Consider the following 14165-nt stretch of genomic DNA (forward strand, 5'->3'; position numbering starts at 1 on the left):
GATTCCTCCTTTTAAGAAACTTTAGGAATTCATACATTAACTATGAAAAAATGCAAACAAATATTGCATTTCTATACATTCTCTCAGGGCAATTTTATACATTCACACAATCCACTTCCTATTTACATATCAAACCCATTACAAATTCATGCTGAATGTAATATAATTGCTAAGTTAGGGATTTTCTTTTTTAGTATTTAGTGCTAATATCAGAAAAGAGCCTTTTGACTTATTTTTACCTAAAATGTGGGATTTTGTTTTTTTCACAATAATGTAGGACATGATACCTACAAAGAGCTATTATTTCATTAAGAGAGGGAAAGACATGGAAAGATTAAAAGAGATATGGTCTCGACCACTCACACAATGGGTTGCAAAGACGGTTTATTATCTTGCAATTTTATTTGCATTACTTTGGTTGTATGGATTCCATGATACAAACACAAGTACATTTATTTACAATGAATTCTAGGGTGGGAACGTTATGAAGTTATTAGAACTAATTGAAAAGTGGGCTATTGAAACGCCTGATCAAACTGCTTTTGTTTGGCGAGATGCGAAAATTACGTACAAACAATTAAAGGAAGATTCTGATGCGTTAGCACATTGGATTTCTTCTGCGTATCCAGATGATCGTTCACCAATTATGGTGTATGGCCATATGCAACCTGAAATGATTATTAACTTTTTAGGATGTGTAAAAGCTGGACATGCTTATATTCCTGTAGATTTATCTATCCCAGCTGATCGTGTACAACGTATCGCTGAAAATTCTGGTGCGAAATTACTTTTATCGGCAGCAGCAGTAACTGTAACTGATTTACCAGTTCGCATCGTAAGTGAAGACAACTTAAAAGATATTTTCTTTACTCATAAAGGGAACACTCCAAATCCTGAACATGCGGTAAAAGGTGATGAGAACTTCTACATTATTTACACATCAGGAAGCACAGGTAATCCAAAAGGGGTTCAGATTACTTATAACTGCCTTGTTAGCTTTACAAAATGGGCTGTAGAAGATTTTAACTTACAAACAGGGCAAGTATTCTTAAACCAAGCACCTTTCTCATTCGATTTATCTGTCATGGATATTTACCCATCATTAGTAACAGGTGGTACACTTTGGGCAATCGATAAAGATATGATTGCACGTCCAAAAGACTTGTTTGCTTCTTTAGAGCAATCGGATATACAAGTATGGACTTCGACACCATCTTTCGCAGAGATGTGTTTAATGGAAGCTTCTTTCTCTGAGAATATGCTACCGAACATGAAAACATTCTTATTCTGCGGTGAAGTGTTACCAAATGAAGTAGCTAGAAAATTAATTGAGCGTTTCCCAAATGCAACAATTATGAATACGTACGGTCCAACAGAAGCTACTGTCGCTGTAACAGGTATTCACGTTACAGAAGAAGTACTTGATCAATACAAATCACTTCCAGTTGGCTATTGTAAATCAGACTGTCGCCTTCTTATTATGAAAGAAGATGGCACGATTGCACCTGATGGTGAAAAAGGTGAAATCGTAATTGTCGGTCCAAGCGTAAGCGTTGGATACTTAGGAAGCCCTGAATTAACAGAAAAAGCATTTACTATGATTGACGGTGAGCGTGCCTATAAAACAGGCGATGCTGGCTATGTAGAAAATGGTCTTCTATTCTATAATGGTCGTCTTGATTTCCAAATTAAGCTGCATGGTTATCGAATGGAATTAGAAGAAATTGAGCATCACCTTCGTGCGTGTTCTTACGTTGAGGGAGCAGTTATCGTTCCAATTAAAAAAGGTGAGAAATACGATTATTTATTAGCGGTTGTTGTTCCTGGAGAGCATTCGTTTGAAAAAGAATTCAAATTAACATCTGCAATCAAAAAAGAACTCAATGAGCGATTACCAAACTACATGATTCCACGTAAATTCATGTATCAATCTTCTATTCCAATGACACCAAATGGAAAGGTAGATCGCAAAAAATTATTGAGTGAGGTTACAGCATGACCGCATATGGATCATTTTATTTTTTCGCTATAGTGGGCATTTTATTAATACCTACTATCATAGCTGGATTAAAAGGTAAAATGTTGCGTAAATATAATGCCGTTTTAACATTAGTCATGCTTGCTATTATCTTCTCAGATAAACCAAAGCAAGCAATGATGTTAGCTGCATTTATTATTTGGCAATATGCCCTTATTAAAGGCTATTTAATTTTAAGAAAACAAAATAATAGTACATTCACATTTTGCATAGCTGTTATTTTATCGATTTTGCCTCTTATTTTGGCAAAAATCGCACCATTTGCATCGTTATTACCTGAGTTAAAACTTGTTGTTTTTCTAGGTATATCTTACGTAACATTCAGAGCAGTTCAAATGGTATTTGAAGTTCGTGATGGTTTAATTAAAGAGCTTTCTTTCTTTAACTTCTGGGAATTCGTTTTATTCTTCCCTGCGATTTCAACAGGACCTATCGATCGTTACCGAAGATTCCAAAAAGATATTCAAAAGCCGCCTAGTGCTGAAGAATATCAAAATTTACTATATACAGGACTAAATCGTATTTTCCAAGGTTTCTTGTATAAATTTATTATTGCTTACTTAATAAAGCAATATTGTATGGATCCAGCATTCGCTCAACACGATACAATCTTTTCAAATATGATTTACATGTATAGCTATAGCTTATATCTATTCTTTGATTTTGCTGGTTATAGCTCTTTTGTAATTGGTGTAAGTTATATGATGGGAATTAAAACGCCAGAAAACTTTAATAAGCCATTCCTTAGTCGTAATATTAAAGACTTCTGGAACCGCTGGCACATGAGTTTATCATTCTGGTTCCGTGATTTTATTTACATGCGTTTCGTCTTTTTTGCAACGAAGAAAAAGTTAATTAAGAACCGTTACACAATTTCGTATATCGGTGCATTTTTAAACTTTTTCATTATGGGAATTTGGCATATCCAAGGAAGCGCTGTTGCGCAGTATATTATTTATGGTCTATATCATGCCGCACTGTTTATTTTATTCGATATTTTCGAACGAAAAAACAAGAAGCATAAGTTTTGGCCAAACACTAAATTTACACGCATCCTTGCGATTGTAATTACGTTCCACGTTGTATGTTTCGGTTTCCTAATCTTCTCTGGACACCTTAACAGATACTTTTAATGCACCCTTCTTATTCCATTAAGAAGTTGCACATATAATATATTTCGGATATAAAGGAGATTTTAAAAATGGCAGAATTCAAAGAGCAAGTATTAGATATTTTAGAAGAAGTATGTGAAAACGATATTGTGAAAGAAAACTTAGATGTTCAATTATTTGAAGAAGGTATCCTTGATTCTTTCGCTGTAGTATCTTTATTAGTTGAATTCCAAGAGCGTTTAGATATTGAAGTTTCTATTTCTGATTTTGACCGTGACGAGTGGGCTACACCAAACATGGTTATTAAAAAGTTGGAAGAAATCCGATGAACAAAGCAAAATTTGGTCCGATGCTTTTAGCATTGGCCCTTTTTGCTGTATTCTTACTTATTCCAACGCGCTTCCTACTTCCACTTTTAAGTGATGAAAAAGTAGAACAAGCTGCTACTTCTTTAAAAGAAGAAAAAATTCAAAGTATGATTTTACAGCAAAAGATGTTAGCAAATCCAAAATATCTTCCGATGTACGGTTCATCGGAATTCGCACGTATGGATGCTTTCCATCCATCTAATTATTTTAAAGTAAAGCCTGAAGGGTTCACACCATTCCTTCTTGGACGCGGCGGAACACAAGACCTTGTACATGTGTTAAACTTCGCATCTACAATGGATCAATTGAAAGATAAGAAAATGGTATTCGTTCTTTCTCCGCAATGGTTTGTACCACAAGGTATTGATGAAACGCACTTTGCACCTAACTTTTCAAAGCAACAAGGTTACCATTTCATTTTCAACAATGATTTAAAACCTGAAATGAAAAAACAAATTGCAAAGCGTTTATTAAACTTTGAGATTGTAAAAAAAGAAACTTTATTAAAAATTTCGCTTGAAGGCATTGCTTATGATGATACGAAGTATAAAGTAAAAGCACTTGCTGCTAAACCTTTCGCTTATATTTATCGTAACATTTTAGATCGTAAAGATTTATTTACAGCTATGTTTAATATTAAACCGCACAAAGAAAAGCTTGATCCTTCATTAAAACAAATGAACTGGGAAGAGGCTCGTAAACATGCGGATCAAACAGGTGCAGTAGAATCTGGATCTAATGAATACGGTATTGAAGATGATTATTTCAATAGCAAAATTAAGAAAAAATTAAAGCAACGTGAAGGTTACTTAAAAAATGATGCTTATGACCAATCGCCAGAATATGAAGATTTACAAATTGTACTTGATTTATTAAAACAATCTGGTGCAAAACCGCTCTTCATTTCTGTTCCTGTCAAAGGTCCTTGGTACGACTACGCTGGCTTCCCGAAAGAACGCCGCGAAGCATACTATAAGAAAGTTCATGAGCAAATCGAAAAAGCTGGTTATCCAATTGCCGACTTCTCAAATCATGAATACGATAAATACTTCTTAAAAGATCATATGCACTTAGGTTGGAAAGGCTGGGTTTACATCGACGAAGCCATCCAACAATTTTATAAAGCAAACTAATGAAAAGACCGCTTGAATTACTCAAGTGGTCTTTTTGTATATATTTTGTAATTGCTCGATTGCATTCTCCGCTTCTTTCATAACTCGCTCCACTACATGCTGAGCTGATTCGATTCGTGCCAACGATGCTGCCTGTCCTGCCCAAAGTGACATATATTCTTCCTTATTTTGCTTCGCTGCCTCTTGGCGTATTTTAGAAGTTAATACGTTTTGCACTGGATACATCGGAAGCCCTTCTTCTTTTCCTTCATGTCTCTCTATAAATTCATTCCGGATACCCCGTGCATATTTCCCGGAAAACGCACGAGTTACCGTTGTGCTCGTATCTGTACTATGTAAAACCGCTTCTTTATACACATCGTGCGTAATACTCTCTTCACTTGTTAAAAAGGCCGATCCCATTTGAACACCTTCTGCTCCTAGTGCCAATGCCGCAACAAGCCCTTGTCCGTTCATTACACCACCTGCTGCGACAATTGGGATATGCGGAACAGCCCCTACTAACTGAGGTACTAACGCAAAAGTACCAATCATAGCATCTCGTTCTTTCCCAATAAACGTTCCTCTATGCCCTCCTGCTTCGCTACCTTGTCCGATAATAATATCTACTCCTAGCTCGGCAAGTACTTTCGCTTCCTTCACATGGGTAGCTGTTCCGATAACTTTTATTCCACTTCTTTTTAAATCATTTATTTCTTCTTTTTCTAACGTTTGAAATGCAAAACTAACGACCGGTACTTTTTCATCTAATAGCACTTGTAATTGTTCCTTATAGCTTTTTGGAAGCTTTAACGTTCCTTCTACTTCTATACCTAATTCTCTATTCACTCCGCTTAGTAATACTTTCGCCTCATTTACCTTCTCTTCTTCTATTTGTATCTCTTTCGTTACAAGTAAATTAACACCGAAAGGCTTATCTGTTAGTTCTCTTATTCTATAAATCGCTTCACAAATTTGTTCTGGGCTCATATAGCCCGCTCCAAGCGTCCCTAATCCTCCGCTATTACTTACTGCTGCAACGAGTTCTGGCGTCGTAATCGCGCCTGCCATACCGGCTTGAACAACGGGATACTCAATTTTTAATATGTCTGTTACTCGACTTGTAAACATCATTTTCCCTCCTATTTCCCTTATATCTTCTTTATTTGATAAGCTTTCCCCTGCTTTTGCAAGGGTTGAACTTCATATGAAGCGAATATATTGAAAGATAAGGAGGCTGAGCTTAATGATTTATCCAAATGCATTAAAACAAGGTGATACAGTAATGATTATTGCACCATCTGGTCCACCTACAATCGAAAATGTATTAAAAGGTGTGAATGTATTACAAGAGATGGGGTTATCCGTAATAATCGGGAAGAGTGTTTACGAGAAATATGGATTTTTAGCCGGAAGTGATCAATTTCGGCTTGACGATATACATGAAGCATTTACAAATAATGAAGTGAAGGCAATTTTTTGTGCACGAGGTGGTTATGGAAGTGCTCGTCTTCTTCCTCACATTCAATATGAAGTTATTAGGCAGAATCCAAAAATCTTTTGGGGATATAGCGATATTACAGCTTTACATACTGCTGTTTCACGTTATGCAAAGCTTATAACATTTCATGGTCCGATGATTGAAGAACTAGGAAAAGGTATTGATTCCCTATCTTTATCCTCTTTTAATCAGCTATTCCATCCGTATTCAACCATTTTATGTGCATCAGAATGTATCGTACCTAGCTCTCACAGTACAGTTACAAGTACGTTAGTTGGAGGAAATTTAGCTGTGTTAACAAGTATAATTGGCTCGCCCTACGAGATAAATACGGACAATACACTTTTATTACTTGAAGACATTGGTGAAGAACCGTACCGCATTGACCGTATGTTAAATCAGCTACTTTTATCTGGAAAGTTTAATGAATGCAGGGGCGTTATTTTCACAAGTTGTCACGACTGCACTCCTTCAAAGCCATCTCAATCATTGCAAACAATATTATATGAATATTTCGCACCATATCATATACCTGTCCTATTCGGTTTACCAATTGGACATATAAGTCCAAACATCGGTATTCCACTTGGAGCTACAGCGACAATAAACACAAATAATAAAACAGTCTCTATTTCTTCTGGTATAGCCACTCCATGTTCAAATTAAAAAGGAAAAGCGATTACGCTTTTCCTTTTACTTATAATAATTAAAAATTCGTCCAGATGCGATATCTGCAATTTCTTCTGGAATAAATGTTTTACTTATATCAGTGCCAACATTTAATACAGCTGTAGCATCTTTCTCAATGCTACCAAATAACTCTTTCCCACGTATCGTAATAAGGGGCGTTCCTTCTGGCAACACATCTTTTACAAATTCCATTTGTGTAAAGAACGGAACGATCCATCTACCTTCTCCTTGGAAATGACGCAAACGAAGTATTCCTTCTGTTGCCCCGTCCTCTGCTTCTAGTGAACCAGCAACATAAAACTCAGTAGATAAGAGCAATTCATAAAATTCCTTTTGCTTCTGTTTATCATCCCCTGCTACAACAAGTACCTCTTCTAATTTCTTTACTGAAATTTGCTCCATATGATGCCACCCCTATTTCAAAATGATTGTACTTAGATTATACGAAATATTCTTATTTTTTTCTACATAATTCGCAATTATTTTTTCAAAATAATTTTAATGCTTCTTTTGTCGTCACAATCGTAGCAAACTCTTCATGTAAATTTACAAGTGTCATATTGTGAATATCTTCTGCACTATACTCTTTACCATCTAAACCTTTACGGTTAAAAGTAGCCGTTGCATCACTCACTAAATACGTTGTAAATCCTAAATTCCCTGCCATTCGTGTCGTAGTTTCCACGCAATGATTTGTCGTTAATCCTACAACTACTACTGCATTACATTTGTCCTCTCTTAATTGCTCTTCTAAATTCGTCCCAATGAACGCGCTGTTAACGAATTTCTGAATAACCACTTCACCAGGTAGTGGTTGCACTTCTTCTTTAAAGTTTACCGTTTCCCCTCTCTCATAAAACATTGACCGAGCATCTTCTTTATTTACATGTTGAATATGAAAAACTGGTCGTTTCCTTTTCCTCCATTCTGCTAACAAAATTCTCATGTTTTCTTCAGCAAAAATATTATTTCTCTCGCCCCAATCTTGTAATTGAAATGCCTTTTGTACATCGATTATGATAAGTGCTATTTGATTTGTCATCATTTCCTCCTTAATTTGGCTGTAATTGAAATAGAAAACCAAGTTGTTGTGACGCAGTAATAAAGCAAACATAGGCGCAAAGCTCTACAATTTCTTTTTCTGTCCAATATTGTTTTAATGCGTGAAACATAGTATCATCTATCGCTTTTCGGTCATGAACAAATGTATGCGCAAAAGTAACGGCTACACCAATCTCCTCTGCCTTTTGCACATCATCAGGTCTTCCCTTTGCCATACAGTACGGACATTCATTCCCATACGCTAATGTTCTTCTCACTTGCTCCTTCAACTCTGCTGAAAGAATTCCTTTATTGTACAGTGTATCCTCTAACGTACTCCACGAATGTAATATATCCGAATTATGCCCTAATAACTTTTGAAACTTTGTATCTCCTACATTTGATAATGAAATTCTCTCCATCATTTCCCCTCCTATTTCCTTCTGTTTTATTGTAAAATAAATAACGTTCACTTTACATTTCATATGAATCTTAATTTATATTTTCCCTTTACAAAAATCATTATTTTACTGGAGGTATATTTACAAATGCAACTAGACCGTGTTGATCGAAAAATTTTAAATGAATTATATAATGATAGTCGCCTTTCTATGCGTGAATTGGCGAAACGAGTAAACTTATCTGCTCCGTCTACTGCAGAACGTGTTCGTAAACTTGAAAGTGAAGGCGTTATTCAAAAATATACAATCGATATCGACTATAAAAAAGCAGGACTAGTTTTAGATTGTATTTTAGAAATCACTTTAAAAAATGGTGATACAACACGTATGCAACAGTTTATTCAGTCTTATCCATCTGCAAGTTTTTGTTACCGAGTAACAGGAAGCTTATGCTACATTGTAAAAATTTCTGTTCCTTCACTCGTTGAACTTGAAGAATTTATCAATGATGTTTCTTCATATGCAACGACAGTTTCTCATATCGTATTATCAGAAGTATCTCTTACTCCTGATATTGAACATATCTTCCCAGAAGATTAATTTATTTTTATTCATAAAATATAAAAAAACCCCTTACAATAAGAATAAAAATAATATATTATGTATTAAAATACATAAAGTTCGAGAAAGGGGCTTTACATTGAAAATCTGGTTTTATGAAAAAACGGCACAATTAGATGACTTACTTGGTATTTGGGACAATGTTCCAACCATCCCGCGAATTGGTGAAAAAGTGGAGATTTTAAAGACGGTCCGCACTGTTACAGATATTAAATATGTAAAGAACGGTAATAATTTCCGTGTGGAAATTATTACAAATTAAAAAGTAGCTCCTAAGGAGCTACTTTTTAATTATCTATTATGTGCTTTCTTTATAACGATTTTATCTTCTTCTACTGATACTGTTACATAATCATTTTCTTCTAACCGAAGCTTATTTACAACCTCATCTGGTAACTCTATGGCCATCAATCTATCGGTTATGATCACTTGACTATACACTTCATTTTCTTGTGATGCACTCAATACTTTTAGCTCATTTATAAACCGTACTGGTGGCACGCCAACTTCTTTTACTGTACGCCATTGTTTCCAAATGTAAGGAATTAACCAAAGTAATCCGACAATCGTAAGACCGATACCAATCCATAAATTACTTTGCGCTTGTAATTCAGTAATTGAGATTGTACCACTTTCTTCTCCACCGAAAAATTGCATACTTGTTGCAATCAAATTATTTAGAGCGTGCACAGCTATATTCGTCCATATATTTTTTGTCTTTATGTATAAAAGACACATAACGACACCAAACATGAACGCACCAATAACATCAAAATGTCCTAGGCCAAAAATAATTGAAGATATAATTACAGCTTTTTTAATTCCCCATTTATGAGCCATTCGCTGTAAGAAAAATCCCCTAAAAATAACCTCTTCCATAATAGGTGCTAACACACATGCTGAAATGAAAGTAAATATCGTCATATATACGTTACTCGTATTAATAACATTTCCGTCTTCTAGCATAGTAACTAAGAAATTCGGTAACGTATGTGCTAATATGTAAAATTGAATCTGAGATATGCCAACTGAAAAAATCATCCCCATTATCGTTGCTAATACAATTAATCCCCAAGATAAACGTCCTGGCTTATCAAAAAAACTGTTAAATACAACATTATTTTTATTTGTTTTTACGTATAGCCAAAGTAACGGAAATACAAAAAATACAGTTATTTGTGAAATAACCTCCATCGTATTCTCAGAAACATTTGCTAGACCTAATGGTATCATTATAAGGAACACCCCTATAATCATCCATCCAAAAAAGCTACGTAGCCTTATACGTGAAAATGCATAGTGCATATAGAACACCCCCAAAGATAGTAAAAATAAAACTTTAATCAGTACTTTATAGGCAATCCTTTCCCTATAAATAGCAGGATAACTAAATTATAATATGAATATAGTTGAAATCCTTCCTATTTTTCTCAAATCATTTCAAACAGCATAGCTCTTAAAATACCATATCGCTGTTCTTCAAGTTGCAATCCAAGTGAAATTTATGTAATAAAAATCCCCGTTTTTACAAGCGGGGATTTCTTTTATTATAATACGTCACGTTTTTGGAATAATGCACTTGATGCTGCAAGTAACACAACAAAGTATGCAGCTACAAGTAATAATGAAGTTGTAAACGTAAATTCTGTAAATGTTGGTTCCATTCCACCATTGATTAATTTATTACTATCGTAAGCTCTTAAATCCAAATGGTTGAATACTACAAACTTCGCTACACCTTTTGCAAACATTATTAATACCATGTTAATTGCACCTTGTAAGAAGAATAGGAACATCGTAATAATTAATGGTAATACAGACTTTCTAAAGACATTTGCTAGGAAAAATGCAAGTGTTGCAAAAAAGAACGGTGAAAGTAGTTGATATAAAGTGGACTTCATTACGATTCCTAACGTTAATTCTGTTTTACTACCATCCATTACAATACCGCCAATAATCATTGCAATTAGCATACCAGCTAATACGATAAATAACATTGCTAATAACACTGTAATATATTTAGAAAATAAAACTGCAAGTCTTTTTCTTGGACGGATTAACAATTGTTTAATTGTACCTTTTTGGAACTCATCAGTAAGAGTACGGGCAGCAAGTGTGATCCCAAAAATCGTTGTAAATAAAACAATTAAGCCAATCTCTGAGTTTGCATAATCTAAATATGATCCCTTAAACTCATCACCTTTTCCCCACTTCAACATTGCTAAAGTACCTAAAATTTCGAGTGCCGCAATGACACCAATTAAAATATACATACCTTTTTTCGCATGCAACTTTAAAAATTCATTTTGAATTAATTTAAACATTACGCTTTCACTCCCCCAGTAATCGCTAAGAACTCATCCTCTAACGTTTTATTTTGAACAGTAACTCCGTATACAAGCACATCAGCATGAACAAGTTTTTTTACAATTTGTGGAATGTTGTCTTTTGTTAAAGATGCTACAATTACATTCCCTTTTGCTTTACCTTTAATGATTTCATTCGCTTTCTGAACTTCATCTACTTCAAACGCTACAACGACTGCCTCATCATGTTTCACTTTTTCATGTAAGTTGTACTCTTGTACAAACTCACCTTGTTTAATAATAACAACGCGATCACACATTAATTCAATTTCACTCAATAAGTGACTTGATACGATTACAGCAATATTCTCTTCTTTCGCTAAACGTTGTAAATAATCACGAATTTGGCGAATACCAGCTGGATCTAATCCATTTGTCGGCTCATCTAAAATTAAGATTTTCGGCTGATGAAGTAATGCCTGTGCAATTCCTAAACGTTGTTTCATACCAAGTGAATATGTTTTCACCTTTTTATGAATCGCATGCTCTAATTCAACAAGCTTTACAATCTCAGCAATGCGCTCTTTACTAATTGGAGTGATGGCCATGTTCGCAAAATGCTTTAAGTTTTGCATTCCTGTCATATAATCATATAGTTCAGGATTTTCTACAATCGCTCCAATTTGCTCTAGTGCCTTTTCACGCTCCGAGCGAATACTATGTCCACAAATTGTAATATCGCCCTCTGTCATTGAAATAAGACCTGTCATCATACGGATCGTCGTCGTCTTACCGCTACCGTTCGGCCCAAGGAATCCGTATACTTCTCCTTCACGAACCTCAAATGATAAACCACGAATAATTTCCGTTCCACCAATCCTTTTTCGAACATTCTCTAACTTTACTACTACGTTTCCCAATGCTGATTCCTCCTTTAGACTTCTAGTTTTTTATCGACTATGTAACCTGTAACTACTAGTAATATAATTGTTAATAAACAATTAAAAAATAGATTTAAAATTGTAATCTCGGTACCAGAATAAAATGATGTATTTAAAAAACCATTTTTATCTATAAATCCAATATTATTTATAGCAAACACATACTTTTCTATTTGCTGAAAAATATACGTTATTCCTCCATTAAATGCTGTAAAAATGACGAACAAAACTAAACAAGCAATCTTATTCATCGATGATTTCACATTGAATAGTTTCACAATTACTATAATAAAATAAATAGAAACTAGCATATTAAGAAAATCTAGTCCCCATAAGAAAATAGATAACATATGATGTAATATTCCATAATCATATAAACTGTGTATCGCTTGCTGAATACCTAAATTAGTTTTGCCATTGTAAATATTTAAAGAAAAATAGTATAGAAAAATGATTCCTATTCCTAGCAAAATCATAAAGAGTAGTACACAGAATAAAATATTTGCACATATATACTTTTTTGCTGAAATAGAAGTATAACGTAGCATAGAGTCTTTTAACATTTTCCGAAAAGACGATATACCTGTTAGAAGAATTGCAAATCCATTTATACCTAGCACGATAAAAAATATAATAATAATTATATCTTGCCTACCTGAAATTCTAACTCCTGAAACTCCTTTCATATTAAATAAAAGAATTAATGAAACTGTAATAAAACCAAAGTAAATAATAGCTATCTTTCTCTTATTACAATTATACAGATAATGAAAAAGCTGACTCATTTCTCATAGGCCTCCTTAAACAGCTCATGTACTGCTTTACCCTTTTGAAATCTTAGTTCTTCTACATTTTCATGCAATATTATTTCTCCATCTTTCAAAAAGATTACTTCATCGAATATATTTTCAATTTCTCTTATTAAATGAGTCGATATAAGTAGCGTACAGTCTTGACGATAAAATTTAAGTATTAGCTCAAGTACATGTTCTCTAGAAACAAGATCAATTCCGCCCAATGGCTCATCTAGTACATATAGCTTCGCTTTTCGAGAAAACGTTAAAATAATCTGCAGCTTCTCAACCATACCTTTTGACAATGCTGTAATTTTTTCTTCTAGCGGTATTTTAAATTCCGCTATCGTATCTACCGCTTTTTGAATATCGAAGTCTTTATAAAAATCCCGGTAGAAAAATAAAGCGTCTTTTACAGTCATCCAATCATCAAAGATTGGCTTATCGGACATAAATGAAACGATTTCTTTCGTCTGTAATCCTACCTTTTTACCGTCTATTGTGATACTGCCTTCAGAAGGGTGTTGCAAGCCTGCAATCATTTTCAATAACGTCGTTTTCCCGCTCCCGTTATCTCCAACAAGCCCAACGATTTTCCCTTCCGTAATCTCTATGTTTAATTCACGGATCACTGCTTTTAATCCGTATCTCTTCCATAAGTTTTCTATTTTTAATAGCTCTGTCATTGGCTCTCCTCCCTCTTATCATGCAATGAAGAACGAAGAATTGTAAGAATTTCTTCTTCTGAAAAACCTAAATTGTCCATTCCATCTATAAAAGAATGAAGTAATTCTTTCGCCATCTCTTTTCGCAGCTCCATTATTTTCTCCCCTTCATTCGTTACATACCGTCCCATTCCTCTACGTGTTACAACAACTCCATCCCGTTCTAGCTCTTGAAATGTACGCTGAATCGTATTTGGATTCACTTGTAATTCACTCGCTAATTCACGGACAGAGGGAATTTTATCACCAGGCAATAACTGTCCTGTTACGATCTCTTTTTTTATGTATTCCATTACCTGAATGTAAATTGGTATATTTGGAGAAAACTCTATTTTCATTTCTTCCCTCCTTTTGTATTGGTGTACTAGTTAAATAATACACTAATACAAAAAGTTTGTAAATACCCATTTAATTACAAAAAGTTCTATCCGTTAACCGAATAGAACTTCCCAAACATAAATCGCTATATAGAAATAATAGTGTTATGTAAACAAAATTATAAAGAAAAGCTGTCT

The 14165-nt window shown here is 34.4% G+C and carries 18 protein-coding genes; 8 read left to right on the forward strand and 10 right to left on the reverse strand.

Going from position 1 to position 14165, the window contains the following annotated elements; all coding sequences use genetic code 11:
• Positions 1 to 325 precede the first annotated feature (325 nt).
• From DN403_RS06095 to dltD, 5 genes are all read left to right on the forward strand, one after another.
• On the forward strand, positions 326 to 472 hold the full coding sequence (locus DN403_RS06095; protein ID WP_000440293.1) for a teichoic acid D-Ala incorporation-associated protein DltX: 147 nt from the start codon (positions 326 to 328) through the stop codon (positions 470 to 472).
• 12 nt (positions 473 to 484) lie between these two features.
• Positions 485 to 1999 (forward strand): D-alanine--poly(phosphoribitol) ligase subunit DltA, encoded by a 1515-nt coding sequence (gene dltA, locus DN403_RS06100; protein ID WP_000770495.1) that lies wholly within the window; start codon positions 485 to 487, stop codon positions 1997 to 1999.
• Complete coding sequence (dltB, locus tag DN403_RS06105; RefSeq protein WP_000127955.1) at positions 1996 to 3171, forward strand: D-alanyl-lipoteichoic acid biosynthesis protein DltB; 1176 nt, start codon at positions 1996 to 1998, stop codon at positions 3169 to 3171. Before dltA ends, dltB begins: the two co-directional genes overlap by 4 nt.
• A 68-nt stretch (positions 3172 to 3239) precedes the next feature.
• Complete coding sequence (gene dltC, locus DN403_RS06110) at positions 3240 to 3479, forward strand: D-alanine--poly(phosphoribitol) ligase subunit DltC (protein WP_000807310.1); 240 nt, start codon at positions 3240 to 3242, stop codon at positions 3477 to 3479.
• A complete protein-coding gene (gene dltD / locus DN403_RS06115) occupies positions 3476 to 4651 on the forward strand; it encodes a D-alanyl-lipoteichoic acid biosynthesis protein DltD (RefSeq protein WP_001030287.1) in 1176 nt (391 codons plus the stop codon). The genes dltC and dltD overlap by 4 nt, the downstream gene beginning before the upstream one ends.
• A 21-nt stretch (positions 4652 to 4672) precedes the next feature.
• Here the strand turns inward: dltD and DN403_RS06120 are convergent, their stop codons facing one another.
• Positions 4673 to 5761, reverse strand: a complete 1089-nt coding sequence (locus tag DN403_RS06120) for an NAD(P)H-dependent flavin oxidoreductase (RefSeq protein WP_000495272.1) — start codon at positions 5759 to 5761, stop codon at positions 4673 to 4675.
• A gap of 115 nt (positions 5762 to 5876) precedes the next feature.
• Between DN403_RS06120 and DN403_RS06125 the strand changes: the two genes are divergently transcribed.
• Positions 5877 to 6797 carry a S66 peptidase family protein gene (locus tag DN403_RS06125; protein ID WP_000640061.1) on the forward strand — a complete coding sequence of 307 codons (921 nt, stop codon included), beginning with the start codon at positions 5877 to 5879 and terminating at the stop codon, positions 6795 to 6797.
• A 27-nt stretch (positions 6798 to 6824) separates the two neighbouring features.
• Here DN403_RS06125 and DN403_RS06130 read toward each other — a convergent pair whose 3' ends face one another.
• From DN403_RS06130 to DN403_RS06140, 3 genes are all read right to left on the reverse strand, one after another.
• A complete protein-coding gene (locus tag DN403_RS06130; protein WP_000435265.1) occupies positions 6825 to 7223 on the reverse strand; it encodes an SseB family protein in 399 nt (132 codons plus the stop codon).
• 85 nt (positions 7224 to 7308) lie between these two features.
• Positions 7309 to 7863: a cysteine hydrolase family protein gene (locus DN403_RS06135; RefSeq protein WP_000184442.1), complete on the reverse strand. Its 555-nt coding sequence runs from the start codon at positions 7861 to 7863 to the stop codon at positions 7309 to 7311.
• A gap of 10 nt (positions 7864 to 7873) precedes the next feature.
• On the reverse strand, positions 7874 to 8284 hold the full coding sequence (locus tag DN403_RS06140; RefSeq protein ID WP_000439752.1) for a carboxymuconolactone decarboxylase family protein: 411 nt from the start codon (positions 8282 to 8284) through the stop codon (positions 7874 to 7876).
• A gap of 126 nt (positions 8285 to 8410) precedes the next feature.
• On the opposite strand from DN403_RS06140, the gene DN403_RS06145 reads away from it, so the two are divergent.
• Positions 8411 to 8863, forward strand: coding sequence for an Lrp/AsnC family transcriptional regulator (locus DN403_RS06145; protein ID WP_001175498.1), 453 nt, complete (start codon positions 8411 to 8413; stop codon positions 8861 to 8863).
• A 100-nt stretch (positions 8864 to 8963) separates the two neighbouring features.
• The gene (locus DN403_RS06150) at positions 8964 to 9146 is read left to right on the forward strand and encodes a DUF3913 family protein (protein WP_000707107.1); all 183 of its coding nucleotides are present in this window, start codon (positions 8964 to 8966) and stop codon (positions 9144 to 9146) included.
• A 29-nt stretch (positions 9147 to 9175) separates the two neighbouring features.
• On the opposite strand, the gene DN403_RS06155 is transcribed toward DN403_RS06150, so the two are convergent.
• The 6 genes from DN403_RS06155 to DN403_RS06180 all read right to left on the reverse strand — a co-directional run bounded on the left by DN403_RS06155 (position 9176) and on the right by DN403_RS06180 (position 13988).
• The gene (locus DN403_RS06155; protein WP_000558811.1) at positions 9176 to 10189 is read right to left on the reverse strand and encodes a CPBP family intramembrane glutamic endopeptidase; all 1014 of its coding nucleotides are present in this window, start codon (positions 10187 to 10189) and stop codon (positions 9176 to 9178) included.
• A 242-nt stretch (positions 10190 to 10431) separates the two neighbouring features.
• Positions 10432 to 11208, reverse strand: a complete 777-nt coding sequence (locus DN403_RS06160; RefSeq protein ID WP_000475426.1) for an ABC transporter permease — start codon at positions 11206 to 11208, stop codon at positions 10432 to 10434.
• Positions 11208 to 12110 carry an ABC transporter ATP-binding protein gene (locus tag DN403_RS06165; protein WP_098558448.1) on the reverse strand — a complete coding sequence of 301 codons (903 nt, stop codon included), beginning with the start codon at positions 12108 to 12110 and terminating at the stop codon, positions 11208 to 11210. The genes DN403_RS06160 and DN403_RS06165 overlap by 1 nt, the downstream gene beginning before the upstream one ends.
• Before the next feature lie 14 nt (positions 12111 to 12124).
• Entirely contained in the window at positions 12125 to 12916 is a 792-nt protein-coding gene (locus tag DN403_RS06170; protein WP_000080429.1) for a hypothetical protein, read from the reverse strand.
• Positions 12913 to 13611 (reverse strand): ABC transporter ATP-binding protein, encoded by a 699-nt coding sequence (locus DN403_RS06175; protein ID WP_000137740.1) that lies wholly within the window; start codon positions 13609 to 13611, stop codon positions 12913 to 12915. Before DN403_RS06175 ends, DN403_RS06170 begins: the two co-directional genes overlap by 4 nt.
• Positions 13608 to 13988, reverse strand: coding sequence for a GntR family transcriptional regulator (locus DN403_RS06180; RefSeq protein WP_000687506.1), 381 nt, complete (start codon positions 13986 to 13988; stop codon positions 13608 to 13610). Before DN403_RS06180 ends, DN403_RS06175 begins: the two co-directional genes overlap by 4 nt.
• Positions 13989 to 14165 lie beyond the last annotated feature (177 nt).

Source organism: Bacillus sp. AY2-1, from assembly GCF_008368965.1.
Lineage (GTDB): Bacteria > Bacillota > Bacilli > Bacillales > Bacillaceae_G > Bacillus_A > Bacillus_A thuringiensis_S.

Coding starts and splice junctions, on each gene's coding strand:
- DN403_RS06095 (WP_000440293.1), top strand. CDS start 326: ATGGAAAGATTAAAAGAGATATGGTCTCGACCACTCACACAATGGGTT.
- dltA (WP_000770495.1), top strand. CDS start 485: ATGAAGTTATTAGAACTAATTGAAAAGTGGGCTATTGAAACGCCTGAT.
- dltB (WP_000127955.1), top strand. CDS start 1,996: ATGACCGCATATGGATCATTTTATTTTTTCGCTATAGTGGGCATTTTA.
- dltC (WP_000807310.1), top strand. CDS start 3,240: ATGGCAGAATTCAAAGAGCAAGTATTAGATATTTTAGAAGAAGTATGT.
- dltD (WP_001030287.1), top strand. CDS start 3,476: ATGAACAAAGCAAAATTTGGTCCGATGCTTTTAGCATTGGCCCTTTTT.
- DN403_RS06120 (WP_000495272.1), bottom strand. CDS start 5,761: ATGTTTACAAGTCGAGTAACAGACATATTAAAAATTGAGTATCCCGTT.
- DN403_RS06125 (WP_000640061.1), top strand. CDS start 5,877: ATGATTTATCCAAATGCATTAAAACAAGGTGATACAGTAATGATTATT.
- DN403_RS06130 (WP_000435265.1), bottom strand. CDS start 7,223: ATGGAGCAAATTTCAGTAAAGAAATTAGAAGAGGTACTTGTTGTAGCA.
- DN403_RS06135 (WP_000184442.1), bottom strand. CDS start 7,863: ATGACAAATCAAATAGCACTTATCATAATCGATGTACAAAAGGCATTT.
- DN403_RS06140 (WP_000439752.1), bottom strand. CDS start 8,284: ATGGAGAGAATTTCATTATCAAATGTAGGAGATACAAAGTTTCAAAAG.
- DN403_RS06145 (WP_001175498.1), top strand. CDS start 8,411: ATGCAACTAGACCGTGTTGATCGAAAAATTTTAAATGAATTATATAAT.
- DN403_RS06155 (WP_000558811.1), bottom strand. CDS start 10,189: ATGCACTATGCATTTTCACGTATAAGGCTACGTAGCTTTTTTGGATGG.
- DN403_RS06160 (WP_000475426.1), bottom strand. CDS start 11,208: ATGTTTAAATTAATTCAAAATGAATTTTTAAAGTTGCATGCGAAAAAA.
- DN403_RS06170 (WP_000080429.1), bottom strand. CDS start 12,916: ATGAGTCAGCTTTTTCATTATCTGTATAATTGTAATAAGAGAAAGATA.
- DN403_RS06175 (WP_000137740.1), bottom strand. CDS start 13,611: ATGACAGAGCTATTAAAAATAGAAAACTTATGGAAGAGATACGGATTA.
- DN403_RS06180 (WP_000687506.1), bottom strand. CDS start 13,988: ATGAAAATAGAGTTTTCTCCAAATATACCAATTTACATTCAGGTAATG.